We start from the raw sequence: 25,101 nt of genomic DNA, 5'->3' as shown, positions 1-25,101 counted from the left end.
TCCAGGGAGGGGCGGAACAGGGGTTACGGGGTCACCGCGAGCGGTGCAGCAGGCCGCTCATCGAGATGCGGTCGCCGCGGAAGCGGATGAACTCCAGGTCGACGGGCCGGCCGTCGGCGAGGTGGGTGAGCCGTTCCAGCATCAGGACGGCGGAGCCGCGCGGGGCTTCGAGCACGGCGGCGGAGTGGGTGTCCGCGTTCACCGCCTCCAGGGTGATCTCGGCGTGCCCCAGGGGCAGGCCGGTGATCGTCTCCAGCAGGCGGAAGACGTCGGTGTTCTCCAGGTCGGCGCCGAGCAGCGCCGTGCCGAGGTCGAGGGGGCCGAGGGTGAGCGGGATGTAGGTGAGGTCGAGGGAGAGGGGGAGGCCGTTCAGGCGGCGCAGACGTTCGATGTAGAGGACGTCGGTGCCGGGCGGGACGTGCAGACGGTCGGCCACGGGGGTGGGGGCCGGGGCGGGGCCCATGGTGCGGACCTCGTTGGTGACCGTGCCGTGTTCGCGGAGGGTTTCCGCGAGGCCCATCAGACGGTCCAGGCCGTGGGGGTACTTCCGGGCGACGACGACGGTGCCGACGCCCGGGAACCGTTCCACCAGGCCCTCGGCGCGCAGCAGGTCCAGAGCCTCGCGCACGGTGTTGCGGGTGGCGCGGTAGTCGGTGGCGAGGGTGGACTCATGGGGAAGCGTGCCGTCCGCGAAGCCGCCGCTGAGGAGCTGACGGCGCAGCAGATCGGCGAGTTGCCGCGCCTGGTCCGCCCGCAGCCGTCGCCGCGCGCGGTGGGCGGCGACGGTGGTCGCGCCCTGCCCGGCGTGGTCCCGGATGCGGTCGGTGGATGGCATGTTTCGAACCATACCGAAATGGTGGGGAAAGCAATGTTGCCGGAGTGTTGCGCCATCTGAGGAGGTGTCGAAGGCGGTGCTGACCTGCGCTTACGTGGGGGCGGGCGCAAGATCTGCCACCGGCTTGTCCAAGGGGTGGGAATGCGGCTCCGGTGGCTGGGATGTGCCGGTCTACTCCCGGGCCGCCACCACCCGCCCCGTGACCTCGCCCAGCCCCACCTTCGTGCCGCCCGGCCCCGGTGCCCATGCCGTGAGGGTCACCTCGTCGCCGTCCTCCAGGAACGTGCGGCTGCCGGTCGGGAGGTCGAGGGGGTCGCGTCCGTTCCAGGTGAGTTCCAGCAGCGAGCCCCGCTGGTCGGGCGCGGTCCCGCTGACCGTGCCGGAGCCGTAGAGGTCGCCGGTGCGCAGGGACGCGCCGTTCACCGTCAGATGGGCCAGTTGTTGCGCGGCCGTCCAGTACATCGTGGCGAAGGGCGGCTCCGAGACGACGTGCCCGTTGACCGCGACGCTGATCCGCAGGTCGTACCCCCCGGGGTCGATGTCCGGCGCGGAGTCGTCCAGGTAGGGCAGCAGCGGATGCGTGCGCTCCGGCGGTGCCACCCGCGCCTCCTCCAGCGCCTCCAACGGTGTGACCCAGGCCGAGACCGACGTCGCGAACGACTTCCCGAGGAACGGCCCGAGCGGAACGTACTCCCAGGCCTGCAGATCACGCGCCGACCAGTCGTTGAGGAGGCACACCCCGAAGACGTGGTCGCGGAAGTCCGCGAGCCCCACGGGCCGCCCCCGCTCGGACGGCACGCCGACCACGAAGCCGACCTCCGCCTCGATGTCCAGCCGCACGGACGGCCCGAACACGGGCACGGGATCGGTCGGCGCCTTGCGCTGCCCGGCCGGGCGTACCACCTCCGCGCCGGACACGACGACCGTGCCGGACCGTCCGTGGTAACCGATCGGCAGATGCTTCCAGTTGGGCGTCAGTGGATCCGGCGCGTCGGGACGGAAGATGCGGCCCACGTTCCGGGCGTGGTTCTCGGAGGCGTAGAAGTCGACGTAGTCGGCCACCTCGAAGGGCAGGTGCGGGGTCACCGAGGACAGCGGGTGGAAGTACGGCGCGATCGTCTCCCGGTGCGAGGGCACCGTCAGCCACGCCGTCAGGGCCCGCCGCAGGTCGGACCAGGCCGTGCGGCCCGCCGCCAGCAGGGGGTTCAGCGTGGGGTGCGCCAGCAGCGCGGCGTAGGGGGAGCCGAGGGCGTGCGCCGCCGCGGCGGCGTCGAGGACGTGATCGCCGAGACGGACCCCGACGGTGCGAGGGGCTCCGGACGCGCCGAGGGAGAAGACGCCGTAGGGGAGGTTGTGCGGACCGAAGGGGTGGCCCTCGGGGACGTCGAAGGGGTGACCCTCGGGGACATCATCGGGGACATCGAAGGGGGGCATCGGGTGGTGCCTCGCTCTCGTGCGTTCCGTCGTACCTCTGGTCGCGGCTCACGTTACGGGGCGGTGCGAAGATCGGGGAGTGTCTAAAGAGTTCGCAATGTCCTGATAGGGGAGGGTCGGAAGGAAAGGTTCCGGCTTAGCGTCCTCTGGGGGACTACGGACGGGGTCGGTCCGGGTCCGGTAGGGGGGACACGTGGGGGGACCCGTGGCCATGGGTACTTGGGGTGCGCCGGTACAGGCGGACCGAGGCGTTCCGGGGCTCGTCGTGAAGCTCGGCGACTATCCGCTGCACCACGGCGGCGTCGGAGCCGTCCGCAGCCTGGGCCGGCTGGGCGTGCCGATGTACGCGATCACGGAGGACCGGTACACACCGGCCGCCGCCTCGCGCTATCTGCGGCGCGCGTTCGTGTGGCCGACCACCGGGACGGAGGAGCCCGAGTGGCTGGTGGACGGACTGCTGCGCATCGGCCGGCGGATAGGACGGCCCACCGTGCTCATCCCCACCGACGAGGAGGCCGCGGTGCTCATCGCCGAGCACCAGGAGGAGCTCGCGACCCGCTTCCTCTTCCCCCGCGTCGACGCGAAGCTCCCCCGCCGCCTCGCCAGCAAACAGGGGCTGCACGAACTCTGCGTGGAGCACGGCATCGAGAGCCCCGCCAGCGCGTTCCCGCAGTCGTACGCGGACGTGGAACGGTTCGCGGAGACCGCCCGCTTCCCCGTCGTGGCCAAGAACCGGGAGGCGTTCGAGCGGCGCAGGCAGCCCGCGGTGAACGGGACGACCCGCATCGCCGACCGGCACTGCCTGCTGCGGCTGGCCCGCGGCTGGGGCGAACGGCCCGGGGTGATCCTCCAGGAGTACCTGCCCCGCGAGGACGCCGAGGACTGGATCGTGCACGCCTGCTTCGACGCGGACTCGACCCCGCTCGCGATGTTCACCGGCGTGAAGGTGCGGTCGTGGCCGCCGCACGCGGGGATGACGGCGAACGCGTACGTCGTCGACAACCCCGAACTCGCCGACATCGCCGCCCGGTTCATCAAGCAGATCGGGTTCACGGGGGTCATCGACCTCGATCTGCGGTTCGACCGGCGGGACGGCCGGTACAAGCTGCTGGACTTCAACCCACGGATGGGCGCGCAGTTCCGGCTCTTCGAGAACGAGGCCGGGATCGACGTCGTACGCGCCATGCACCTCGATCTGACCGGACGCCCGGTGCCGGAGGGGGAACAACTTGCCGGGCGGCGGTACATCGTGGAGAACATCGATCTGCCGGCGCTGCTCGCCTACCGGCGCAGCGGCTACACCACCCCGCACGCGCCGCCGCGCGCGAGCGGTACGGAGCTGGCGTGGCTCGCGGGTGACGACCCGCTGCCGTTCCTCACGATGCTCGCACGCTTCGTACGGCCGGGTGCGAAGCATCTCTACCAGCTGTGGCGGGACAACCGCCTCGGCAACGCCCATGTGCGCCCCTAGCCCCTAGGGCCGCCGGCGCACGACCACACGAAGTAGGCATGAAGCGTCCTGGGGAGGGACTTCGTGATTCAACCGGTAGCAGTCATCGGTGCCGGGCCGTTCGGTCTGTCCACCGCCGCGCATCTGCGCGCGCACGGCATCCCGGTCCGTGTCTTCGGCGAACCCATGGTGAGCTGGCGGGACAACATGCCCGCCGGGATGCTGCTGAAGTCGACGCCGGTGGCGTCGAACATCGACGCGCCGCAGCACGGCCACACCCTCGCCGACTACTGCGACGCGGCGGGCATCCGACCGCTGGTGACGGACGAGGACATCATCCCCGTCGAGACCTTCATCTCCTACGGCGAGTGGTTCCAGCAGCGGCTCGTGCCCGACCTGGAACGGGTGCGCGTGGTCTCGGTGGACCGCGGCAAGGGCGGCGGCTTCGAACTGAAGCTGGACTCGGGCGAGTTGTTCACGGCACGGGCGGTCGTCGTGGCGAGCGGGCTGTTCGGGCTGGCGCACCTGCCGGCCGAGCTGGCGGGCGCGGCCGTGGACGGCCCCACCCCCATGGGGCCCGTCTCGCACAGCTCCCAGCACGCCGACCTGAGCCGCTTCGAGGACAGGGACCTGATCGTCGTGGGCGCGGGGCAGTCCGCCCTGGAGACGGCGGTGCTGGCGGCCGAGGCCGGCGCGCGGGTGCGGGTCGCCGCGCGCGGGCGGGGGGCCGTGGCCTTCGGCGCGCCCCCGTGGAAGCAGCCGAGGCTGCGCCCCGAGTCGCCGTTCGGACGGGCCTGGTCGCTGTGGGCGCTCAGCTACTACCCGCACCCCTACCGGTATCTGCCCGCCGCCACCCGGCACCACCTGGTCCGCCGGGTGCTGGGGCCGCTGGGGGCGTGGTGGCTGCGGGACCGGTTCGAGGGGCGTGTGGAGGTGCGGGAGGTGGACCGGGTCGTGCGGTCCGGCGTCATCGACGGACGTCCGGTCCTCGTGGTGCGCGAGCACGACAGCCGTACGGTCGAGATGGGCGCCGATCATGTCATCGCGGCGACGGGGTACCGGGTGGACCTCGGGGCGATGGGGTTCCTCGGGCACGAACTCCGTACGGAGCTGGGGACGAGCCGGGGGACGCCGGTGCTGGGGGCGGGGTTCCGGTCGTCGATCCCGGGGCTGTACTTCACGGGGTTGCCGGCGGCGGCGTCGTACGGGCCGGTGATGCGGTTCGTGTGCGGGACGGAATTCGCTTCGCCGCGGTTGGCTCGGCATCTGGCTGCGGCGCACGGGTGAGGGTTCCGGGATGAGCTCGGGTGGGGGCGGTGCGTCGCGGGGTGCGGGTGGGTGGGGGTTGCTCGCGCAGTTCCCCGCGCCCCTTTCGAGGCCTGCGGCCGTCTCGAGGAGCGGTGCCGTGGGCTCGGCATGCGCACCGGCCCCGCCTCCGTGAACCTCCGTTCGGACACAGGGAGTTGACAGCAGGGGCCTCAAGGCGCCCCGAGGCGGTCGGGGTGCCGGACGTCGTCCGGTTCGGGTCGAACCGATGGGGCGTGGCATCCGTATTCTCTGATCATGGCCGCTCCCACCGCATATTCACTCATCGCCACTGACCTGGACGGAACGCTCCTGCGCAGTGACGACACGCTCTCCGACCGGTCCCTCGCCGCGCTGGCGCGGGCCACGGAGGCCGGTGCCCAGCACCTCGTGGTGACGGGACGGCCGGCACCGAGAGTGCGCCCCCTCTTCGACGACCTCGGCAGCAGGGGGCTCGCGGTGTGCGGACAGGGCGCGCAGTTGTACGACCCCGGCGCGGACCGGCTGCTCTGGTCGGTCACCCTGGACAGGGAACTCGCCGAGACCGCGCTCGGGAAGATCGAGGCGGAGGTCGGACAGGTGTACGCGGCCGTCGACCAGGACGGCGTCGACGGCCTCACCCTGATCGAGCCCGGCTACCTCATGCCGCACCCCACCCTGCCCGCCCTGCGGGTGCCGCGCCGGGACGACCTGTGGTGCGAGCCGATCAGCAAGGTGCTGCTGCGCCATCCCTATCTGTCGGACGACGAGCTGGCCTCGGCGGCGCGGATGGCGGTCGGTTCGCTGGCGACGGTCACCATGTCGGGGCCCGGTACCGTCGAACTCCAGCCATGCGGCATCACCAAGGCGACGGGTCTCGCGCTGGCCGCCGACCACCTCGGGCTGACCCCTGACGAGACCATCGCCTTCGGGGACATGCCCAACGACATCCCGATGTTCGACTGGGCCGCGCACGGTGTTGCCATGGCCAACGCCCACCCCGAGCTCAAGGCCGTCGCCGACGAGGTGACCCTCTCCAACGAGGACGACGGGATCGCGGTGGTGCTGGACCGGCTGTTCCGCTGAAACGAGCGTTCCCCTGGGCCCGCCGACCCAGGGGAACGAGTGCGGAGCGGGTGGGCTCAGTACGGACCGAACACGTTGTCGATCGAGCCGTACCGGTCGGCGGCGTAGTTGCAGGCCGCCGTGATGTTCGCGACCGGGTCGTACGGGTCGTACGGGGTGCCGGAGACGTGGTAAGCGGCGAACGTCGGGTCGATGACCTGCAGCAGGCCCTTCGACGGGGTGCCCGCGGCCGCGTTGGAGTCCCAGTTGTTGATCGCCAGCGGGTTGCCCGACGACTCGCGCATGATGTTGCGGTGGATCCCGTTGTACGACCCGGGAATTCCCTTTTGCGCCATGATGTCCAGCGACTCGCGGATCCAGCCGTCGAGGTTGTTCGGGTACGTCTTGACCGAGGCCTGGGTGGCCGTGGAGGCCTTCGGCTTCGTCGACGTCTTCTGTGCGGGCGCCTTCGTGCCGGTCACCTTCAGCTTCAGGCCCGGACGGATCAGGGCCGGGTTGTCGCCGACGGCGGTGCGGTTGTCCTTGTAGAGCCGCTGCCAGCCGCCCTTGGTGCCGTGCTTGCGGGCGATGGAGGAGAGCGTGTCGCCGGAGACCACGGTGTAGTTCGTGGACTTGGGCAGCGTCGCGGCCGGCGCGGACTGCGGGGCCGACTGGACGGAGCCGACGGCCTGGGCCGGGGTGGCGGCGCTCGCGGTCGTGGCGACCGTGAGCGGGAGGGCCAGGGCGGCCCCGCCCGTTCCGGCGGCGAGCATGCCACGGGTGAACGCGTTGCTTCTGGGACGGCGGTGTTTGCCTGCGGGCATGGCGGATTCCTCTCCGTCGCCTGCGGGGTGAGCTGTCGGGTTCGGGCTGGAGATGCCCGGCCGTGCGCGTCGTCCCGGCGGCCGCTGTGCGTGCCGCGTCCGCCGGTCGTGCCGCGCGTGGCCTCACCCCTAGCCGGTCCGATGGGGGAAATGTCGGACCGGCGCTTACCTGGGTCCCCCGCTCCTGCCGTGCGTGGATGAGTGGTGATGGGTGGGGAGTCCGGGCGGCGGCAGGATTTGGCGGTCCGTCCGGACGGGGTGTGAACGTATGCGAGAGCACACGATCGGGACAAGTCCCGGTTTGGCCGGTAGGTCTAGTTGACCTTGACTTTGGTGTGATTCGGCGGCAATTTCCGATGCGTCTTCCGGGTTCAACTTGCCTACCGCAAAGGGAAAGTCGACGCGATGATGGGGGTTTGTGCCGCCAGGTCCGGGTGACTCAACTCACGGGAGGAGTCGGGTGAAGCTCTGGTATGCGGCAAATCGGTCAACTCGGGCCGGGTGTGCGCGGTCGTCCCCGCGGGCGCCCGGGGGCCTTCGAGGCGCCTCGCGCGGGTGCCGTACGCGCGTCGACCCGTGGGCGCTCGTGGTGATCGAAAGGTGACCGGATACGCTGACTCGGGTGATGGCAGCGACAGATCGACAAACTATGTCATCGACCGTGAGAGCGACCCAGACCGACCGTGTGACCGTGTGACCGTCAGTAGACGTCAGCAGACAGGAGAACCCTCGTGACCGTCGTCGAGCCGTTTGGGCTGAGCGCGCGGGACCAGGCTCTCGAAGCCGATGTCCAGGCCGGAATGGCGGCCGTCGAGGAGGGTCTGCTGGAGGCGACCAAGAGCTCGGTCCCCTTCATCCAGGAGGCCGCCCAGCATCTGCTGCGCGCGGGGGGCAAGCGGTTCCGCCCGCTGCTGGTGATGCTCGCGGCGCAGTTCGGCGACCCGTACGCGCCGGGTGTCGTGCCCTCGGCGGTCGTGGTCGAGCTGACCCATCTGGCCACGCTGTACCACGACGACGTGATGGACGAGGCCGAGGTGCGCCGGGGCGTGCCGAGCGCCAACGCCCGCTGGGACAACTCCCTCGCCGTCCTCACTGGCGACTTCCTCTTCGCCCGTGCCTCCCACGTCCTCGCCGACCTCGGCCCCGACGCCGTCCGCATCCAGGCCGAGGCCTTCGAACGGCTGGTCACCGGACAGATCCTGGAGACCGCCGGGCCGCGCGACGGACGCGACCCGATCGAGCACTACCTCGACGTGCTCGGCGGCAAGACCGGCTCGCTGGTCGCGGTCGCCGGACGGCTCGGCGCGCTGATGGCCGGGGCCGACGAGACCGTGGTCGACGTGCTGACCCAGTACGGCGAGCGGCTCGGTGTCGCCTTCCAACTCGCCGACGACGTCCTCGACATCGCCTCCGACTCGCACGAGTCCGGCAAGACCCCCGGCACGGACCTCCGCGAGGGTGTGCCGACCATGCCGGTGCTGCGGCTGCGCGAGCGGGCGGGCCGGCTGGGGCTGCCGGACGACATCGCCCTGTGCGAACTGCTCGACTCCGACCTCACCGACGACGCCCGCCACGCCGAGGCCCTGGCCCGGCTCCGCGTCCACCCCGCCCTGGAGCAGGCCCGCCGCGACACCATCCGCTACGCGGAGGAGGCCCGCGCCGTCCTGGCCCCCCTCCCGGACTGCGACGCGAAGGCGGCGCTGGTGGAGCTGTGCGACGCCGTGGTGCACCGCGCCGGATAGCCACCGGAGAAGTCACCAGGGACCGGTCGTCGGCGGCGTCCCCTACGGGTCGTGGGGAGGCGCCGCCTCGTCATGTCATCCCTGACGGGTCGCCATGTCATCCCGTAGCAGTACGTGGAGTTGAGTCCCGAGTCTGACGATTCCTTCCGGCCGATTTGGTCAGATGGGTATCACCACTCCTCACCGATTCGGGTGAGAATGGCGGCTCCGACCAGACGCCGCCGCCGACGACGGAGGTAAGGCACACATGGCACCGTACGAAACCGACGACAGCGCCCGGTCCGGCGACGCGGCCGCGCTCGCGGCCGAGGCCGAGGAGGCGCGCTCGGCACGGCGACGCAAGGCCGCGCGGTACGTCGTCCCGGTCACCGTGCTGGGCGTGGCCGCCGCGACCATCGGGCTCGTCCCGGCCTTCGCCGGCTCCGGCGACCCCGATCTGCCGAAGATCAGCGCACAGGAACTCATCGAGAAGATCGCCGCGTCGGACGTCCAGCAGGTGTCCGGCACGGTGAAGATCACCACGGACCTGGGCCTGCCCGACCTGGGCGGCCTGGCGGACAGCCTGGGATCGCAGGGCGCTCCCGGCGGCGACGGCGGTTCCTCCGCGGACCCCTCCTCCAAGCTTCTCGAACTCGCCACCGGCACCCACACGTTGCGGATCGCCGCCGACGGCCCCGACAAGCAGAAGCTGTCGCTGCTGGACGAGGCGGCCGAGTACAGCGTCATCCACAACGGCGACGACCTGTGGGCGTACGACAGCGCCTCGAACGAGGTCTACCACGCGACCGACGCCGGCCCGGAGGGCGAGGGGAAGGACGGCGCGGGCAAGGGCGGCGAGGACGCCCCCGACACCGCCGAGGACGTGCCCGCCACGCCCCAGCAGCTCGCCGAGGAGGCCCTGAAGGCCGTCGACGACACCACGTCCGTGACCGTGGACGGGACCGCGCAGGTCGCCGGGCGGGACGCGTACAAGCTGGTCGTCAAGCCGAAGCAGTCCGGTTCGACGGTCGGGGCGATCTCGATCGCCGTCGACGCGAAGACGGGGCTGCCGCTGAAGTTCACGCTCACCCCGGCGAGCGGTGGCGCGGCCGTCGTGGACGCGGGCTTCACGAAGGTCGACTTCGGTAAGCCGAGCGCGTCGACGTTCGACTTCACCCCGCCGAAGGGCGCGAAGGTCACCGAGGCCGACGAGGCCGAGAAGTCGGGCAGCCACGAGTCCGGCTCCGGCGACTCCGTGTTCGAGGGGCCCGGCAAGAACGGGGAGTTCAAGGACGGCAAGGGTCCGAAGGGCTCCGAGGAGGAGTTCGCGAGCGGGCTCGACGGGCTGAAGATGATCGGCGAGGGCTGGAGCACGATCGCCGTGATCGACGGCGGGTCCGAGGCCGGCATGCCCACCGGTGGCGGCGAATCGTCCGGCGACGCCCGGGTCGACGGCTTCCTGAACTCCCTCGGCGACCAGGTCAAGGGCGACTTCGGCTCGGGTACCGTCTTCAAGACCCGGCTGATCAACGTCCTCTTCACCGACGACGGCAAGGTCTACGCGGGCGCCGTCACCAAGGACGCCCTGGTGAAGGCGGCCGACGCGGCGAAGTAGAGCCGCCGGTTCGGCGGACCGGGTGGTGAGCCTGTGATGCCTGGTTGACCGGCCGGGGCGGTGGAGTGGTGACGCCGGTTCGGCGGACCGAAGCGGCGGAGCGGTGACGCCGATCCGGTGGGCCACGGCGGTGACGCCGATCCGGTCCGCCGGGGCGGTGAAGTACGACGTCCGGTCGTGGGCCGGGACGGCTGATCCGCCGTCCCGGCCCATCGGCCGTACCCGAGGGGAGCCATGAGCGACGCAGCCATCCACACCCAGGGGCTGACCAAGACCTTCCGCGGCGGTCAGGTGGCCGTGGACCACCTGGAACTGACGGTTCCCAGCGGCAGCGTCTTCGGCTTCCTCGGCCCGAACGGCTCGGGCAAGACCACCACCATCCGCATGCTGATGGGCCTGATCGAGCCCACCTCGGGCACGGCCCAGGTCCTGGGCCGGCCCATGCCGCGCTCCACACGGACCGTCCTCCCGCACGTCGGCGCCCTCATCGAGGGCCCCGCCCTGTACGGCTTCCTCTCCGGCCGCGACAACCTCCTCCGCTACGACTCCGCCGACCCGACCGCCGACCCGCGCACCCGGCGTACGCGGGTCGCGGCCGCCCTCGACCGGGTCGGGCTCGCGGCCGCCGCCGGCAAGAAGGCCAAGGCGTACTCGCTGGGCATGAAACAGCGGCTGGGCCTCGCGGCGGCCTTGCTGCAGCCGCGCCGCCTCCTCGTCCTCGACGAGCCGACGAACGGGCTGGACCCGCAGGGCATGCGTGAGATCCGCACCCTGGTACGGGAGTTGGCGTCCGACGGCACCACCGTCTTCCTCTCCTCCCACCTCCTCGACGAGATCGAGCAGGTGTGCACCCACGCCGCCGTCATGGCCCGGGGCCGGCTCATCACCCAGGGCCCGGTGACCGAACTGGCCGCCGGCGCACGCGGCCGCCTGGTCGTCAGCACCCCGGACACGGCGGACGCGGCCCGGGTGCTCAAGGAGCAGGGAGTCGCCGACGTGATCGTGGACGAGTCGGGAGGCCGGGTGACGGCGGAACCGCCGCCACCCGACCGCGACCTCGCCGAACTGAACGCCGCACTGGTCACCGCGGGCGTCCGCGTCCGCGGCTTCGCCCTCGAACGCGCCTCCCTGGAGGACGCGTTCGTGGCACTCACGGGGGAGGGTTTCGATGTCGCGGGCTGACACATCCGGGGCGCAGTCCCCGCCGGAGGCCGCCGCGCCGGACGCCGCCCAGCCGCAGGCCGCCGCGCAGGTCCCCCCTGGGCCGACCGCCCCCACCCGTACCCCCAGCCTCCTCTGGACCTTCGGGCTGTTTGGCAGCGAGTTGCTGACGACCTTCCGGCGCTGGCGGACGATCGCGCTGCTGGGTGTGCTCGCGGCGGTGCCGATCCTCGTCGGGATCGCGGTGCGGATCGAGACGGGTGACGGGTCGTCGATGGGCGGCGGACCGGACGGAGGGGGCGGCGGCGGTGGCGGGCCCGCGTTCATCGCGCAGATCACCAACAACGGCCTGTTCCTGGTGTTCACGGCGCTGGCCGCGACGCTCCCCTTCTTCCTGCCGATGGCCGTCGGCGTGATCGCCGGGGACGCGATCGCGGGCGAGGCGAACGCGGGCACCCTGCGCTATCTCCTGGTCTCACCCGCCGGCCGGACCCGGCTGCTGCTCACCAAGTACGCGACGACCATGACGTTCTGCCTGGTCGCGACCCTCGTCGTGGCGGCGTCGGCGCTGGCGGTCGGGGCGCTGCTGTTCCCACTCGGGGACCTGACGACGATCTCCGGCACCCGGATCAGCTTCGCCGAGGGCCTGCTGCGGGCCCTGCTGATCGCGCTGGCGGTGGCCGCGTCACTGATCGGGGTGGCGGCCCTCGGGCTGTTCATCTCCACCCTCACCAACAGCGGGATCGCCGCGATGGCCACCACGGTCGGGCTGCTCATCACCGTCCAGATCCTCGACCAGATCCCCCAGCTCGACGCCCTCCACCCGTACTTCTTCTCCCACTACTGGCTCTCCTTCGCCGACCTCATGCGCGAGCCGGTCTACTGGGACGACCTCCAGCGCAACCTCGGCCTCCAGGCCGTGTACGCGGCGGTGTTCGGCTCGGCGGCGTGGGCGAGGTTCACGGCGAAGGACATCACCGCCTGACGCGACCGCTCAGACGGCCGCCTCCCGCGTGTCGTACGGGAAGCGGGCGAACGGGGGCTCTGTGGTGAGGAAGGTCTTCGCGCGGGTCAGGGCGGCGGTGTCCCGGAGCACGTCGCCGGGCTTGCTGCCGTTGCCCAGCAGCACGCCGCCGAAGCGCATGCCCAGGTACGCGGCGGAGTGGTTGAGCGTGCCGACGAGGGGCTCGGCGACCTCCTCCTCTTCGTGGGCGAGCGCGGTGACGCCCCAGAGGGTGCGGCCGGCCATGTTCTTCTTGAAGTCGAGGCCGGGGGTGCGCAGCCAGCCCGACCAGTGGTCGAGGTAGCGCTTGACGTGGGCGGACACGGAGTACCAGTACAGCGGCGACGCGATCACGATGTCCGTGGCCGCGAGCGTGGCGTCCAGCAGCAGCGCCCTGTTGTCGCCCTCGGGCCGCACGTGGTCGCTGTCGTGCCGCAGGTCCTCGAAGTCGGGCAGCGGGTGCCGGGCCAGATCGATCCACACCTGCTCGACATCGTCCGGCAACTGCTCCGCCGCCGCACGGGCCAGCATCTCGGTGTTACCACCGGACCGGCTGCTGCCGAGCACGAACAGGAAACGGCGGGTCATGGGGTCCCCCTGGGTCAGTGGCATGCGCGCACGGCCATACAGGGCGTGCGGCGATTACATGCGCTAACAATAAATGCATGTGCATGAGAATGCCAGGGGGGAGAGTCAAGGGGAGGTCGCGGCGGGTGCGCTGTCGCGGGAGGCGGGCGCCGGCGGCTCCAGAAGCAGAGCCATCACCCCGACGAGGGTCGCGCTGCTGACGATCTCCCGGCGGGCGATCATGCCGGGGATCCCGGTCAGGGGGATCCACTCCACCCGGTCGGACTCGTTGAGCTCCGTCGGCGCGCCGATCCGCCGGGCGTCGTCCGTACGGAAGACGAAGTGCTGGGTGTCGGTGATGCCGGCCGCCGGCTGTGCGTACACCAGCTCCCGCAGCGACCCCGGGCGCCACCCCGTCTCCTCCTCCAGCTCCCGCGCCGCCGCCGCCTCGGGCGACTCCCCGTCCTCGACCAGGCCCATGGGCAGCTCCCACGCCCAGGTGTCCGTGACGAAGCGGTGGCGCCACATCATCAGGATCCGGCGCCGGTCGTCGACCGCCGCCGTGACCGCGAGGTCCCGCAGCCGGACGACGTGGTGGTCGCCGCGCGTCCCGTCGGGCCGCTCGACGTCCAGCGACCGCAGCCGCACCCACGGGGTGTCGTGGATCGTGCGTTCACCGTGGACGGTCCATCTCATGCCGGGTTCTCCCTCTCTCGTTCGGGGTACGTCCGGGCGGCCTCGGCGGCGGATGCGGTACGCAGGAGCATCTCCTCCTCGCCGCGCCGGGCCACCATCTGCAGGCCGACCGGGCAGCCGTCGGCGTCGAAGCCGGCCCGGATGCTCAGCGCCGGGTGGCCGCTGAGGTTGAACGCCCAGGTGAGCGCCGTGGAGTAACGGTCGCCCGGCCCGTCGTGGCCGTGCGGGGCGTTGGGCGTGGTGGGGGTGAGGATCAGGTCGGCCTCGCGGAAAAGGGCGGCGAGGCGCCGGTCGTTCTCGGCGCGGAGTTCCTGGGCGGCCCGCACGGCCGCCGGGTCGTCGTGCGGTGCCCCGCGCAGGGTGAGCCAGGCCGGTGCCGGGTCCTCCAGGCGTACGGGGTCGTCCTGGGGCCGGTGCCGTACGAGCCGTACGAGCCCGGTCTGTTCGAGGCGGAGCGCGGCCGCGTGGGCGATCGAGGCGGGCTCTGCGTCGGTGTCGGCGAAACCGAGGTCGGCCGACCAGACAGCGGTGAGGGGAGGGCACGCACCCTCGCCTGCCTCGCCTGCCTCGCCTGCCTCGCCTGCCTCGCCTGCCTCGCCCGTCACGCCCGTCACGCCCGTCACGCCCGCCTCGCCCGTCACGCACCGCCAGTACGCTGCCGCGTCCGCGGCATGGCGGGTGAGGACGCCGGCCGCCGCGAGGCCCGTGCGGTCGGCGGAAGGCAGCCGCCCGTTCGTGGTCTTCAGGCCGATGACGCCGCACCACGCCGCCGGGATCCGCACCGACCCGGCGCCGTCCGTCCCGGTCGCCAGTGGTACGAGGCCCGCCGCCACCGCCGCCGCGGACCCGGCGGAGGAGCCGCCCGGCGTGCGGTCGGCCCGCCAGGGGTTGACGGTGCGGCCGCCGGACCCGAGGCCCCAGGTCTGCCAGGGGGTGCCGCGGCCGGGCACCGAGGTCGCGCCCACGGGGACGCACCCGGCGGCGACCAGCGCGCGTGCCGCCGCCGTACGGAGTCCGGTCCGCCCCTTCACCCCGATCGGCACCCCGGCCAACGGCAACCACACCCCTGCCGCGACCTGCGCATCCACCTCCCCGGCCCGCCGCAGGGCCTCTTCCGCCCACACCTCCACGAACGCGCACAGCGTCGGCTCCGCCCACTCGATGCGGGCGAGCACGGCCGCGACGACATCGACCGCCCGCACCTCACCCGCACGCACCCCGGCGGCGATCCGCACGGCGGAGAGGGAGGGGAGACCGCCGGGCGGGAGGGGCGTCGCGGGGAGGGGGGTGGGGGTTAGGGCATCGGGTGGCGGTGGTGAGTCAGGGCGTGGTGATGGATCGGGGCGCGGTGAGGTGTGCGATTCCATGGTCTTCCGGGGGTTTACGGCCCTGTCTGCGGGCTGCTGAGGTCTCTCGGTCGTCCCCACGATCCCTCAGCGGCCCGGTCCGCCCGGCGTGGGCGGCATGGGCGGCTTCGGCGGCGCGGGGACCTGGGGGCGGGTCGGCGCGGACGGACCCGGTGTGGGCCCTGCCGTACCGGGCGAGACCCCGCCGGCACCGCCGACCCCACCAACCCCTCCGCTCATCCCGCCGGTACGGCGCTTGGCCGCGTCCGCGACCGGATTGCCGGTGGCCTGCCCCTGCTGCCCCTGTTGACCCGGCATCCCGGGGCTGGTCGACGACCGCTGCCCGGCCGCTGCCTGAAGACTCGCCGTCCCCTGCCCGGGCCCGGGGCCCGGGTGCCGCCCCGTCTCCCGGACGCGCCCGTCGTCGGCCGTCGGTGCCGTCGGTGCCGTCGACGCGGCCCGCGTCGACGCCATCGCGGCCCGCGCCCCCTCCGGGGCCTGCTGGGCGGCGAGTTGTTCCTTCGTCAGGTAGGGGCGGGGCTCGACGTGCCAGGACGGCGCGTTCGGGTCCACCTCGCGGCGGACGACGCGCTCCATGAGCGTGGCCATCTCGACCGGGCCGATGCCGCCGGGCACCGGCGTGAGGTGCTGTGGGATGTCGTACGCCGCCCGCTGCACGTCACCCTTCACGGTGCCGTCCGCCTGCGGTACGAACCCGGAGTCGACGACGAGCCGGTGATGGGGACGGAGGTGGTCGGGGCCGAGGATGCCGGGGTTGCCGGTGACGGAGACGACGATGTCGGCGTCGTGTACCCGCCGCAGGTCGTCCCCGGCGTCGAGCTCCATCAGCCGGTGGCCCTGCTCGCGCAGGGTGCTGACGACGCCCTGCCCGACGAACCCCTTGCTGCCGACGACCGCGATCACCGGGTCGTCCTGGGCGAAGGGTTCCACCACCCGGCAGATCCCCTCGGCCGTGGCGCACGCGGTGTATGGTGAACGGCCCTTGGTGAGCGCGTCGATGTCCTTGGCGGGATCCATGCGCTGCACGAGCGGCTGGAGCTGGGCCGGCGGCGGGAACTGCACGATGATCGCCCGGGTCGCGGGATCCTGGTTGGCGCGCTCCAGCGTCTCGGTGAACTGCGCACGCGTGGTGCCCGGCGGCATCACCACATGGTCCGCCTGGAAGCCCAGGTGTTCGAAGCTCTTCACCTTCTGCTCGGCGGAGACCTTCGACGCCTCCAGCTTCACCTTCCACTCCGGCGGATCGTTCTCCGCGGGCTGGAAGCGGATGATCGTCACCCGCTGTCCCGTCGGCGCCACGGCGTCCCGGTAGGGGGCGTACAACTCCTTGGCCTGGCGCAGTACGTCACGCCCCGACACCTGCTCGGTCATCGTCGGCTCACCCCCGTGTCGCTTCGTGGTCGATCCGGGCGAGCACCTGGGGGACGGGTTCGAGTCCGTGGCCCAGGAGTTCCTCGACGTCCCGCGCGGTGAACGTCCGGTCGCCCGCGAGGTCGTCGGTGTGCCCGTCGGGACCCGCCGTGAGCGTGATCAGGGTGAAGGACTCCGGGCCGGTCGGGTCGTGGTACGAGAACGCCCCGAAGTGGGCGATCCAGAAGACCTCGACCGGCTCCGCGCCGAACGCCCGCCGCAGCGCGGGCAGTACGGCGTCCGCGACGCTGCCGAAGTCGTCGGTGATGCCCCGGTCGTCGGGGTTGCTCGCCAGCTCCGACACCACCGCGACGACGCGGCCGGTGACGGTGGAGCGCATGGCCCGGACGAGCGTGTGCGCGCGTCCCGCCCGGCGGTGGCGCCAGTCGACGACGTCCTCGAAGTACTGCAGGGTCGAGTTGTCCATGGTTGTCTCTCCCGTCGGCCGCGGACGCCGACCGCTTTCGGTCCGTTTCCGCTGGTGGCCGCCTTGTGATCGGCTGAGCGTCGGTTCAGGGTATGAGGGCTCGCCCCGGGGCGGGCCCCCGCCCGCGATCGGCCCAGGGCGTCCGCCGCCCCCGCTCAGTTCTCCGTCCCGTACGGCTCCACGGTCGGTGGTTGTTTCGGGCGGTGGGCGCCCGCCTTGCAGCCCGCGAACGGGCCGCCGGGGGAGCGGAGTTCGGCCATGACGGGCCCGAGGTGGTCGCGGTGCCACAGTGCCGGACCCGACGGGCCCGCCGTCGGGTCGGTGAGCTCCTGCCAGGCCAGCCACAGGCCGTGCAGTCGGGCCACCGCCTCCAGGTGCTCCCACCAGCGCGGGCACCAGGGCTGCTGCGAGGTGACCTCACGGCCGTAGACCGGGAGCAGCAGGTCCCCGACCCAGACGGCCAGGCCGTGCATCTCCTCGGCGTACTCGGCGCCGTCGAGGTAGAGGATGAACGGCGGGGCGGCGGTGAACTGTTCGACCGTGGTGGTCATCGGCAGATCCTTTCCGTGGCCCTCGCCGTGATGGCCTTGACCTCGGCCTGGGCCGCCAGCGCGATGCGGTCGGCGCCGGGTTCGGCGTACCAGGGGCGCAGGCGGACGAGGGCGGGCTTGACGCCGGTGGCGAGGAGGAGGGCGGTGCCCTTGGGGAGGGCGCGGATGCGGTCGGCGGGCAGGATGCGTTCGAGGCGGTACGAGGTGGAGCGGGACCGTCCGTCCTTGCCGCGGGAGTAGCTCACCGTGGACACGTCGTGCTCGCCGACCAGCCGCGAGACCTTCTCGACGAAGTCCGCGTCGTCGAGGCCCGCGCCGAGCAGCTTGATGGTCGCGGCGCCCCACAGCGCGTCCATCCCGGCCTCGCCCCACACCCGGGTGCCCTGGCGGTAACTCTGCAGCAGGGTCACGACGTTGATGCCGCGCGAGCCGAAGTGGGAGTAGAGGTCGGGGAGGTCGGAGATCCGGCAGACGTTGGCGGCCTCGTCCAGGACCGCCGTCATCGGCGGGTCCAGCCGGCCGCCCATCCGCTCCGCCGCCACCACTCCCGCGCGCAGGACGGAGTCGGCGCACGCGGCGATGACACCGGCCGCCGAGCCGCCGCCGTCCTTGGAGAGGAGGTAGAGCGTGTCGGAGGACAGCACATGCCGGTCGGGCAGGAACTGCGGCAGCTCGGGGTCCGGGCTCACCCAGGCCGCGATCGTCGGGTCGAGCAGGCACGCCACGCACTGGCGGGCCGTCTCGTAGATGCCGTCGCGGGTCTCCACCGCGCCCTGGACGGTGCCCTGGAGCTGGTCGGCGAGGGCCGCCATGCCCGCGTCGCGGAGCAGGTCGACGGGGGTGCGGTCGGCCGGGTCCGCGAGCCAGGACAGCACCTCGCCCACCTGCCGCCCGCCCCGGTTGGCGGCGTGGAAGAGGGCGGTGAGGGTGTTCTGGGCCGCCGAGATCCAGAAGTCCCGCTTGGAGGCGTCGTCGTTGACCGCGCCGACGAAGTGGCCGGCCAGGCGGCGGGCGCCCTCGATGGTGGCCGCGTCGGCGAGCATGTCCCACCACAGGCCGCGCGGGGTGTGTGCGATGCCCTGCGGGTCGAACGTCCAGACGGTGCCGGCGCGTTCGCGTTCCGCGCGGGTCACGCTGTAGACGTCCGCCTTGTTCGACGTCAGGAGCACGCTGCCGCGGGCGCGCAGCACGCGGGGGACGGCGATGCCGGTGGACTTGCCGGCCCTCGGTGCCATCAGGTCCAGCTCGACGTCCTCGTAGCTGCTGCGGAGTTCGGGGCCGACGGGTTCCAGGTTGCCGAGGAGGTTGCCGGTGTCGTCCGGGGGGAGTTTGCCGGACCGGGGGAGGGACGGGCGGAGCTGGCGGGCGCGGGCGGCGGCGCCCTTCGGGAGGAGGGTGGACAGTTCCCGGCGGCCGGCCAGGCCGCCGGGGTTCCTGCCCCGGCGGCGGACGAGGACGACGGGGGTCACGAGCAGGGCGATTGCGGCGCCGAGGAGTGTGCCCACGCCGGCGGTGAGGGCGGCGGTGGAGGTCGTCGGCCATACGGCCGTGGGGCCGTCCGTGACGAGGGTCTTCATCGTGGTGAGGGTGAAGGGGGGTGGGTCCCAGCCGGCGCCGGTGAGCGCGGCGGCGAGGGTGCCGCCGAGCCAGGCGGTGAGGAAGAGGGTGCCGACGAGCAGGGCGACGCCGGGGATGACCCAGGGAAGGAGGTCGTCGGTACTGGTGTGCTGCGGCTTGCGTGTCGCCATCTGTTTCCCCCGGTGAGTTGACTGGGCTTTCGTGCGATGCGGTGCGGTGCGGTGCGGTGCGTTGTCGGGCGCGGGCCCGGCGGGGCTTCTCGCGCAGTTCCCCGCGCCCCTAAAAACCCAGGCCCTACGGGCCCGGGAAAGCGACGGCGCTGCGGGCCGGAAAGCCCAAGGGCCTGCGGTCTTGGAAAGCGGCGGGGCGGCGGGCCGGAAAGACCACGGTCCTGCGGGTCTGGAAAGCCACGGGGCGGCGGGCCGGAAAGCGCACGGTCCTGCGGGCTTGGAAAGCGGCGGGGCTGCGGGCCGGAAAGCCCAAGGGCCTGCGGGCTTGGAAAGCGGCGGGGCGGCGGGGGGAAAAGCACGGGGCGCAGCCCCTGCTTTTCAGGGGCGCGGGGAACTGCGCGAGCAACCCCCACGCACCCGCACCCGCCATCGCACCCGCACCCCCGAGCTCATAGGCGCCCGGCCCGAACTCACCCGCGCCCCGGCTTCACAAGCGACGGCGTCCACCGCGTGTTCGTGTTGTGCAGCTCCCGCTCCGTGTCCGTGATCGACACCTTGATCGGAATCCCGGGCCGCCCCCCGACCTTGATCAGGAACCGCCCACGCCCCGGCGGCTCCTCGTTCCCCCCGGTGCTCGCCCAGCCCGGCGGCGACGACCACGACGACACGAGGTCGATCTCGCGCTCCGACAGGCCGACGATCTCGCCGAGTTCCCTCATCTCCGTACGGGGAAGGCCCGCGCACACCACCATCCCGGCCCGCTCCACGAACCCGCGCGCCTTCGCCCGGTCCGCCTCGCTGCCCAGCGCCTCCGCGTCCTTCAGCGTGTGCGTGATCTTCGCGTCGCCGAGCCCGAGGGACCGGTTCAGACGGGTGAGCGCGTCGATGCGCTCGACGATGCCGGAGGCGGCCCGCAGAGGACGCCACAGCTCGTCGAGGACCGTGAAGAACCAGCGCTGCGGCGCGAGCCCCGCGTCGGCGAGCGCGTGCGCCGCCGCGACCGTGCCGAGGCCGTCCGACCACGCCGCCAGCATCGCCGCCGCCGTGAGCTGCGTGTCCGCCTCGCCGATCCGGGAGATGTCGACGCAGACGGCGGGCGAGGCCGGGTCGATACGGGTGGAGGTCTCGGAGGCGAAGGTGTCGCCGAGCGGGCCGTCCAGCACGCCGAGCAGGGAGCGGTGCAGCGGGTCCACGGCTTCCTGGTAGCGCGCCACGTCCCCCCGGTCGAGGGTCACCGCGCGCACCCGGTCCGGGCCTTCGTCCAGCACCTTGAGCAGGTCGGGCAGGAGCGGGGCCCGCCCCGGCTTCGTACGTTCCGTCAGATGGTGCAGGCACGCCGACAGCACCGACTGTTCGTGGTCGTCCATCGGGCGGCCCCGGACGATGGTGATGAGCGCCGCGACCATGTTCAGCACCCGGCCGTGGGCCTCCGCCGCCAGGATCCGGCCCCGTTCGCCGCCGATCCGCAGCGCCGCCTCGCCCATCGCGCCCGGGTCGAGGACGTTGATGCCGCCGACCCCGCGCCCGATGGAGATCACCTGGCCGCCGAGCGCCCGGACGGTGTCGGCGTAGTCGGGCTTGAGGTCGCCGAGGACCAGCGGGGTGATGCCCGTGGCCGCCATGCCGATGAGCATGCGGTTGACCAGCGTGGACTTGCCGAGGCCCGGCATACCCAGCATGAACAGGGACGGGTTGGAGATGTAACGGGCGCGGGTGAACCAGGAGATGGGGTCCCCGCAGACCGTGGCGCCCGTGTGCAGGTGCTGGCCGAGCGGCACACCCGTCATGGGGGCGCCGGAGCCCGCCGCGAAGGGCCACAGGCCGCACGCCTGGACCGTCGTGGCCCGCCACAGCGCGGGCGGGTCGACATGCCCGACCTGCCCGCCGCCGGGGCCGAACCACCCACGCGGGGGCGCGGTCTGAGGTCGTACTGCAGCAGCGCGCTTGCTCACAGCGCCTCCCGGATCTGGTACGGAACGAGGGTGTGCTCCCACGGCAGCAGGCCGACAGGGAGCGTGCAGGTGAACGCGGAGGCCTGCATACGGTCGGCGGGACGCATCAGGATGCGCGAGGACGCCTGGAGGTTGCGTACGGTGATCGCCGCGTCCGGCAGCTGCTCCTCGCTGTCCACGGTGACCGTCACCATCAGCGAGAACTCCACGAGCCCGGCACCCGCCGCCTCCTCGGCCGCCGTCTGCTCGGCCGCCTGCATCTCCGAACTGGCCCGCGCCTGGACCAGACCCCGCTTGGAGCCCGCCATGAAGTGCGCGGCCCGCCGGTCGGCCTCGACGATGCGGGCGGAGGTCGCCGGGTCGATCGGGCGGTAGACCAGCGAGACCCGCTTGCGGCGGGTGCCCGACGCGGGCTCCAGCAGGCCACGCAGCACACTGGAGCGGACCGTGCCGCGCGGCGCCAGCGTCAGCATCCACGTCCGCGAGACACCCGAGTCGTGCTTGTACGCCTGCACCGACTCCACGGCCGCCGCCGGGCCCGCGTCCGACCAGTCGAGGCCCGTGGTCGTCTGCTCGGCGCGGGCGCTCAGCACATCGGGGGCGACGGCGGGGTCGTAGGCCACCCGGACGATCTCCGCGATCCGGTCGGCGGAGAGCGGGTACGCGGAGCCGCCGCCGGCCGCGACCAGGCCCGACAGCAGGCCGGGCAGCCGCATGGACAGGTCGGTGATGACGTCCTCGACCTCCCGCTTGGGGCCGCCGGTGGGGCCGTAGGTGAGCGCGATGTAGGTGTGCATCTCGGAGGAGGCGGACGGGTAGCGCGCGACGACCTCCGCCATCACGGCGCGGGCCGCCGCCGGCGCGTCCGGCGAGATGCGCGGCAGCACCTCGGCCGCCAGCCGCGTCCCGGTGTCCGGCGCGGTCTCCACGACGACCTGGGCGCCGCGCAGGCCCGGCTCGTGCGAGAGCCGGGAGAGCCAGTCGCCCCAGGACGCCACCCAGATGTCGACCTGCTCGGGGTCGACCAGCGAACCGCCGTCCGGCTCGCAGGCCAGGACCACCGTGCAGAGGTTGCGGCCGGGGTGGTGGAGCACGCCGAAGGAGCGGTTGTAGGCGTCGCGGCCCTCGTACATCTTGGTGCGGGCCAGCAGGCCCGGCGGCTGGTAGCGGCCGCCCGGGCGCTTGGAGAGCGGGCCGGAGACGTACGTCGTGGAGCCGTTCGCCTTGCGCCTGAGCCAACCGATTCGCACCGCGACCACCTGGTAGATGTTGCGGCCGTCGACCGTGCGCAGCGCGAGCGGCGCGAGGAAGAGGCCGAGGGGGATGAGGACGAGGATCGCGGCCAGCAGCGAGACCAGCGAGGCGAGCAGTGCGACCAGGAGTCCGCCGAAGGCCACGACGGTGCCGAGGAGGCCGAGGGGGCCGAGGCCGGGGCGGCGGGGGCGGCGCCAGTTTCCGTAGGTGGGACGCGTGAGGGCGTCGGTGGACATGGGGTTCCTTCTTCCGGCTGAGGTCGCTGGGATCGAGTGCCTACGAACTCGGGGCGCTGGGGTCGGACGGCGGCTGCAGGTGGTGCGTGGTTGCTCGCGCAGTTCCCCGCGCCCCTGAAAAGGCAGGGGGCCTGCGGCCCCTGCTTTCCATGGGGCGCGGGGGTACCGCTACTGGTTGTGGCCCTTCATGCCGTCGTTGTCGTCCAGGGAGCCCGCGACCTCCGAGGCCGCCTGCATGCCGGTCTGGACGACGACCGCGGCGGCCTGGACCGCGACGGCCGCGCCGGCCGTGGCCGCTCCCGCGGCGGCGGTACCGGCCGCCGCGCCGGCGCCTCCGGCACCGCCCGCCGAGGAGCCCGCGCCCGAGGAGGGCGAACCCTGGGGGCCCGCGGAGCCGCCGCCCCCGCCGCCGCCCGACTGGCCGGCCGCGCCGACGGCACTGCCGGCGATGCTGACCGCGCCGGAGGCCATGTTGTTGGCCGCGCCCAGGGCGACCGTGCCGCCCGACGTGCCGCCGAGCGCGGCCGTGGCCGGGACGATCAGCTTGAGCAGGGCGGGCAGCGCGAACACCGCCAGGATCAGCATGCCCATGCCTGCGATGACCTGGTCCAGGTTCTTGGTGTCCTGGGTCATCGAGGTGGCCGAGTAGATGATCAGGGCCGCCGCCGGCTTGTACAGCAGCCAGGCCGCGAGCCAGCCGATGTGCTTCTTCCACCAGCCCTCGCCCCACCCGGTCATCGAGGAGGCGGCGGCCAGCGGCAGCGTGCCGACCAGCATGATCAGCACACCGATGCGGATGTACATCAGCACGATCTGCACGAAGCTCGACAGCATCACCAGCAGACCGAAGATCAGCACCAGACCGGGCTGGTTGAGCGTCAGCACGCCCAGCATCTCGTTGGCCTTGTCACCGAGGTTCGATCGCGCGTACACGTCCTTGGCGTACGCGTCCGACGCCTTCATCAGGGCGGTGACCACGGGTACGGAGGCCGCGCCGACGAGGATGACCTTCCACATCCCCATGAACGCCTGTCGCATCGACTGGCCTTTTCGGTCCACGGCCATCCGGATCGCGGCCAGCAGCAACGAGGCCACCGCCACATAGGCGACGATCCAGTCGACCTCCGCCATGATCTTTCCGATCGCGCTGCCCGCGGCCGCCTGGCCGTGGCCTCCGCCGTTCCCCGCCGGGTCCTCCACGTCGACGCTCAGCCAGACGCCGTTGAGCGCCTTGAGCACCTCCGCCGCGCCGTCGCCGATCGCCTTGGCGAAGACGACCACGGCACCCTCGGTGAACTGCTTGCCGCCCTCTTCGATGACACAGTCGTAGAGCTTCCAGGAGCAGGCCATCTCACGCCTCCCAGGTGACGAAGCCGTCGGTGCCGCTGACCTGCGACACTCCGCTGTAGACCGTGCCGTCCGGGTCCGGCGAGAGCTTCCAGTCGCCGTCCCGCCAGCGCACCGTGACCGAGGCGGCGCCGAAGCCGCCGTCCCCCATGCCGCGCACCAGGACCATCACGGTCGCCTGTGTCTCGTCGTACGACAGGACCGTGAACCCGGCGTAGCCACCGGCGTCCGGCGATCCCGTGGTGGACTTGTCCGCCTCCTGGGAGCGGCTCGCGATCAGCGCGTCGCGGCCCGTGCCCGGCACGACCTGCTGGTCGACGACCTCGCGCCAGCCGTCGTAGCTGAGGTGGTCGGTGATGGAGTGGACCGCCATGACGGCGCCCAGCGGGGTGTGCGCGAAGCAGGACCAGACCGGGCCGTCGTACGTGCGCGGGCCCGCCGCCTTGGAGACCGGGACCAGGCCGGTGCCGTTGGCCTTCCAGTGGAAGTCGCGCGGCGCCTCGGTCGGCTCGGCCTGGTCGCGGTCGTCGGTGTGGCAGCCGGCGGGCCGCTTGTCCGCACCGCCGTCCCCGCCACCGGAGCCCGAGCCCTTGTCCGAGCCCGTGTCGGAGGTGGAGGTGGGCGCCGGGTCCGGATCGCCGGCCGCGCCGGTCGACCCCTCGCCGCCGTTGCCCGTCACCGCGAAGAGCACGGCGAGGACGAGCAGGACCGCCAGGAACCCGGCCGACAGGATCCAGCCCCGCTGCTGCCAGAACGGCTGCTCCCACTCTCCGCTGCCCCCGTGGGCCCGGCCGGAGTTCAGCATCGTCGCTCCCCCTTTCGACGTGCTCGGACGACTAGAAGACGAAGTTCACGAGCGGGCCGGCGGTGGCGACCAGGACACAGCCGCCGAGGACCATGCCGAGTCGGCCCATGTGCTCCGAGCCCTCGCCGCGGCGCATGGAGATCGCCATCATGGCGCCGCAGATCAGCACCCCCGCGACGCCGGCGGCGGTGCCGGCCCAGGCGACGATGCCGAGCACGGTGTCGACCTTGCCGGTGAGTTCGGCGGGGGCGTCGCGGTTGGGGTTGGGGACCGTGCCGTCGGCCAGGAGGACGGACTGATGAGCCTTGGCGGCTATCGCGTGCAGCATGTGGTTTCTCCCCGTGGTCTC

The 25,101-nt window shown here is 72.5% G+C and carries 22 protein-coding genes; 7 read left to right on the top strand and 15 right to left on the bottom strand.

Features of this window, described 5'->3' with window-relative positions; all coding sequences use genetic code 11:
* Positions 1–31: 31 nt before the first annotated feature.
* Both PUR53_RS08790 and fahA read right to left on the bottom strand, forming a co-directional pair.
* Entirely contained in the window at positions 32–835 is an 804-nt protein-coding gene (locus PUR53_RS08790) for a GntR family transcriptional regulator (protein ID WP_329895676.1), read from the bottom strand.
* Positions 836–1,006: 171 nt separating this feature from the next.
* Positions 1,007–2,269 carry a fumarylacetoacetase gene (gene fahA, locus PUR53_RS08785; protein WP_329907912.1) on the bottom strand — a complete coding sequence of 421 codons (1,263 nt, stop codon included), beginning with the start codon at positions 2,267–2,269 and terminating at the stop codon, positions 1,007–1,009.
* A 211-nt stretch (positions 2,270–2,480) separates the two neighbouring features.
* Here fahA and PUR53_RS08780 point away from each other — a divergent pair, with 211 nt between their 5' ends.
* The 3 genes from PUR53_RS08780 (at position 2,481) to PUR53_RS08770 (ending at position 6,089) form a co-directional block, all read left to right on the top strand.
* Positions 2,481–3,740, top strand: a complete 1,260-nt coding sequence (locus PUR53_RS08780; RefSeq protein WP_329907911.1) for a carboxylate--amine ligase — start codon at positions 2,481–2,483, stop codon at positions 3,738–3,740.
* Between the two features lie 63 nt (positions 3,741–3,803).
* Positions 3,804–5,006, top strand: coding sequence for an NAD(P)-binding domain-containing protein (locus tag PUR53_RS08775; RefSeq protein ID WP_329907910.1), 1,203 nt, complete (start codon positions 3,804–3,806; stop codon positions 5,004–5,006).
* 276 nt (positions 5,007–5,282) lie between these two features.
* Entirely contained in the window at positions 5,283–6,089 is an 807-nt protein-coding gene (locus tag PUR53_RS08770; protein WP_329895680.1) for an HAD family hydrolase, read from the top strand.
* Between the two features lie 56 nt (positions 6,090–6,145).
* Here the strand turns inward: PUR53_RS08770 and PUR53_RS08765 are convergent, their stop codons facing one another.
* Positions 6,146–6,892, bottom strand: a complete 747-nt coding sequence (locus PUR53_RS08765) for a transglycosylase SLT domain-containing protein (RefSeq protein ID WP_329907909.1) — start codon at positions 6,890–6,892, stop codon at positions 6,146–6,148.
* Positions 6,893–7,623: 731 nt separating this feature from the next.
* Between PUR53_RS08765 and PUR53_RS08760 the strand changes: the two genes are divergently transcribed.
* From PUR53_RS08760 to PUR53_RS08745, 4 genes are all read left to right on the top strand, one after another.
* The gene (locus PUR53_RS08760; protein ID WP_329895682.1) at positions 7,624–8,634 is read left to right on the top strand and encodes a polyprenyl synthetase family protein; all 1,011 of its coding nucleotides are present in this window, start codon (positions 7,624–7,626) and stop codon (positions 8,632–8,634) included.
* A gap of 247 nt (positions 8,635–8,881) precedes the next feature.
* The gene (locus tag PUR53_RS08755; RefSeq protein WP_329907908.1) at positions 8,882–10,228 is read left to right on the top strand and encodes a LolA family protein; all 1,347 of its coding nucleotides are present in this window, start codon (positions 8,882–8,884) and stop codon (positions 10,226–10,228) included.
* Positions 10,229–10,462: 234 nt separating this feature from the next.
* Positions 10,463–11,410 carry an ABC transporter ATP-binding protein gene (locus tag PUR53_RS08750; protein WP_329895684.1) on the top strand — a complete coding sequence of 316 codons (948 nt, stop codon included), beginning with the start codon at positions 10,463–10,465 and terminating at the stop codon, positions 11,408–11,410.
* On the top strand, positions 11,397–12,374 hold the full coding sequence (locus tag PUR53_RS08745) for an ABC transporter permease (RefSeq protein ID WP_329907907.1): 978 nt from the start codon (positions 11,397–11,399) through the stop codon (positions 12,372–12,374). Before PUR53_RS08750 ends, PUR53_RS08745 begins: the two co-directional genes overlap by 14 nt.
* Positions 12,375–12,383: 9 nt before the next feature.
* Here the strand turns inward: PUR53_RS08745 and PUR53_RS08740 are convergent, their stop codons facing one another.
* The 12 genes from PUR53_RS08740 to PUR53_RS08685 all read right to left on the bottom strand — a co-directional run bounded on the left by PUR53_RS08740 (position 12,384) and on the right by PUR53_RS08685 (position 25,080).
* The gene (locus PUR53_RS08740; protein WP_329895686.1) at positions 12,384–12,980 is read right to left on the bottom strand and encodes a flavodoxin family protein; all 597 of its coding nucleotides are present in this window, start codon (positions 12,978–12,980) and stop codon (positions 12,384–12,386) included.
* Positions 12,981–13,085: 105 nt separating this feature from the next.
* The gene (locus PUR53_RS08735; RefSeq protein ID WP_329907906.1) at positions 13,086–13,655 is read right to left on the bottom strand and encodes an NUDIX domain-containing protein; all 570 of its coding nucleotides are present in this window, start codon (positions 13,653–13,655) and stop codon (positions 13,086–13,088) included.
* A complete protein-coding gene (locus PUR53_RS08730) occupies positions 13,652–14,890 on the bottom strand; it encodes an amidase family protein (protein WP_329907905.1) in 1,239 nt (412 codons plus the stop codon). Before PUR53_RS08730 ends, PUR53_RS08735 begins: the two co-directional genes overlap by 4 nt.
* Positions 14,891–15,088: 198 nt before the next feature.
* Positions 15,089–16,393 (bottom strand): tetrahydrofolate dehydrogenase/cyclohydrolase catalytic domain-containing protein, encoded by a 1,305-nt coding sequence (locus tag PUR53_RS08725; RefSeq protein WP_329907904.1) that lies wholly within the window; start codon positions 16,391–16,393, stop codon positions 15,089–15,091.
* A gap of 7 nt (positions 16,394–16,400) precedes the next feature.
* A complete protein-coding gene (locus PUR53_RS08720) occupies positions 16,401–16,859 on the bottom strand; it encodes a hypothetical protein (protein ID WP_329895690.1) in 459 nt (152 codons plus the stop codon).
* A 155-nt stretch (positions 16,860–17,014) separates the two neighbouring features.
* Entirely contained in the window at positions 17,015–17,410 is a 396-nt protein-coding gene (locus tag PUR53_RS08715; RefSeq protein WP_329895691.1) for a DUF4913 domain-containing protein, read from the bottom strand.
* Positions 17,407–19,158: a type IV secretory system conjugative DNA transfer family protein gene (locus PUR53_RS08710; protein ID WP_329907903.1), complete on the bottom strand. Its 1,752-nt coding sequence runs from the start codon at positions 19,156–19,158 to the stop codon at positions 17,407–17,409. The genes PUR53_RS08715 and PUR53_RS08710 overlap by 4 nt, the downstream gene beginning before the upstream one ends.
* 470 nt (positions 19,159–19,628) lie before the next feature.
* Complete coding sequence (locus PUR53_RS08705; RefSeq protein WP_329895693.1) at positions 19,629–21,110, bottom strand: ATP/GTP-binding protein; 1,482 nt, start codon at positions 21,108–21,110, stop codon at positions 19,629–19,631.
* Positions 21,107–22,600 (bottom strand): SCO6880 family protein, encoded by a 1,494-nt coding sequence (locus tag PUR53_RS08700; protein WP_329907902.1) that lies wholly within the window; start codon positions 22,598–22,600, stop codon positions 21,107–21,109. Before PUR53_RS08700 ends, PUR53_RS08705 begins: the two co-directional genes overlap by 4 nt.
* Positions 22,601–22,768: 168 nt before the next feature.
* Positions 22,769–23,950 carry a hypothetical protein gene (locus PUR53_RS08695; protein WP_329895695.1) on the bottom strand — a complete coding sequence of 394 codons (1,182 nt, stop codon included), beginning with the start codon at positions 23,948–23,950 and terminating at the stop codon, positions 22,769–22,771.
* Position 23,951: 1 nt separating this feature from the next.
* Positions 23,952–24,752, bottom strand: a complete 801-nt coding sequence (locus PUR53_RS08690) for a hypothetical protein (RefSeq protein ID WP_329907901.1) — start codon at positions 24,750–24,752, stop codon at positions 23,952–23,954.
* A 31-nt stretch (positions 24,753–24,783) separates the two neighbouring features.
* A complete protein-coding gene (locus PUR53_RS08685) occupies positions 24,784–25,080 on the bottom strand; it encodes a hypothetical protein (protein WP_045559387.1) in 297 nt (98 codons plus the stop codon).
* Positions 25,081–25,101 lie beyond the last annotated feature (21 nt).

It is taken from the genome of Streptomyces sp. SP18BB07 (assembly GCF_036322545.1).
Classification (GTDB): Bacteria; Actinomycetota; Actinomycetes; order Streptomycetales; family Streptomycetaceae; genus Streptomyces; species Streptomyces deccanensis.
Note: the sequence above shows the minus strand (reverse complement) of the source record. Positions and strands in the feature narration are given on the sequence as shown.

Bases quoted from the DNA above. Each gene is read 5' to 3' on its own strand.
- PUR53_RS08725 (WP_329907904.1), bottom strand. From the start codon at position 16,393: ATGACCGAGCAGGTGTCGGGGCGTGACGTACTGCGCCAGGCCAAGGAG.
- PUR53_RS08690 (WP_329907901.1), bottom strand. From the start codon at position 24,752: ATGCTGAACTCCGGCCGGGCCCACGGGGGCAGCGGAGAGTGGGAGCAG.
- PUR53_RS08700 (WP_329907902.1), bottom strand. From the start codon at position 22,600: ATGTCCACCGACGCCCTCACGCGTCCCACCTACGGAAACTGGCGCCGC.
- PUR53_RS08745 (WP_329907907.1), top strand. From the start codon at position 11,397: ATGTCGCGGGCTGACACATCCGGGGCGCAGTCCCCGCCGGAGGCCGCC.
- PUR53_RS08770 (WP_329895680.1), top strand. From the start codon at position 5,283: ATGGCCGCTCCCACCGCATATTCACTCATCGCCACTGACCTGGACGGA.
- PUR53_RS08755 (WP_329907908.1), top strand. From the start codon at position 8,882: ATGGCACCGTACGAAACCGACGACAGCGCCCGGTCCGGCGACGCGGCC.
- PUR53_RS08685 (WP_045559387.1), bottom strand. From the start codon at position 25,080: ATGCTGCACGCGATAGCCGCCAAGGCTCATCAGTCCGTCCTCCTGGCC.
- PUR53_RS08720 (WP_329895690.1), bottom strand. From the start codon at position 16,859: ATGGACAACTCGACCCTGCAGTACTTCGAGGACGTCGTCGACTGGCGC.
- PUR53_RS08715 (WP_329895691.1), bottom strand. From the start codon at position 17,410: ATGACCACCACGGTCGAACAGTTCACCGCCGCCCCGCCGTTCATCCTC.
- PUR53_RS08780 (WP_329907911.1), top strand. From the start codon at position 2,481: ATGGGTACTTGGGGTGCGCCGGTACAGGCGGACCGAGGCGTTCCGGGG.
- PUR53_RS08790 (WP_329895676.1), bottom strand. From the start codon at position 835: ATGCCATCCACCGACCGCATCCGGGACCACGCCGGGCAGGGCGCGACC.
- PUR53_RS08695 (WP_329895695.1), bottom strand. From the start codon at position 23,950: ATGGCCTGCTCCTGGAAGCTCTACGACTGTGTCATCGAAGAGGGCGGC.
- PUR53_RS08710 (WP_329907903.1), bottom strand. From the start codon at position 19,158: ATGGCGACACGCAAGCCGCAGCACACCAGTACCGACGACCTCCTTCCC.
- PUR53_RS08750 (WP_329895684.1), top strand. From the start codon at position 10,463: ATGAGCGACGCAGCCATCCACACCCAGGGGCTGACCAAGACCTTCCGC.
- PUR53_RS08740 (WP_329895686.1), bottom strand. From the start codon at position 12,980: ATGACCCGCCGTTTCCTGTTCGTGCTCGGCAGCAGCCGGTCCGGTGGT.
- PUR53_RS08765 (WP_329907909.1), bottom strand. From the start codon at position 6,892: ATGCCCGCAGGCAAACACCGCCGTCCCAGAAGCAACGCGTTCACCCGT.
- fahA (WP_329907912.1), bottom strand. From the start codon at position 2,269: ATGCCCCCCTTCGATGTCCCCGATGATGTCCCCGAGGGTCACCCCTTC.
- PUR53_RS08735 (WP_329907906.1), bottom strand. From the start codon at position 13,655: ATGAGATGGACCGTCCACGGTGAACGCACGATCCACGACACCCCGTGG.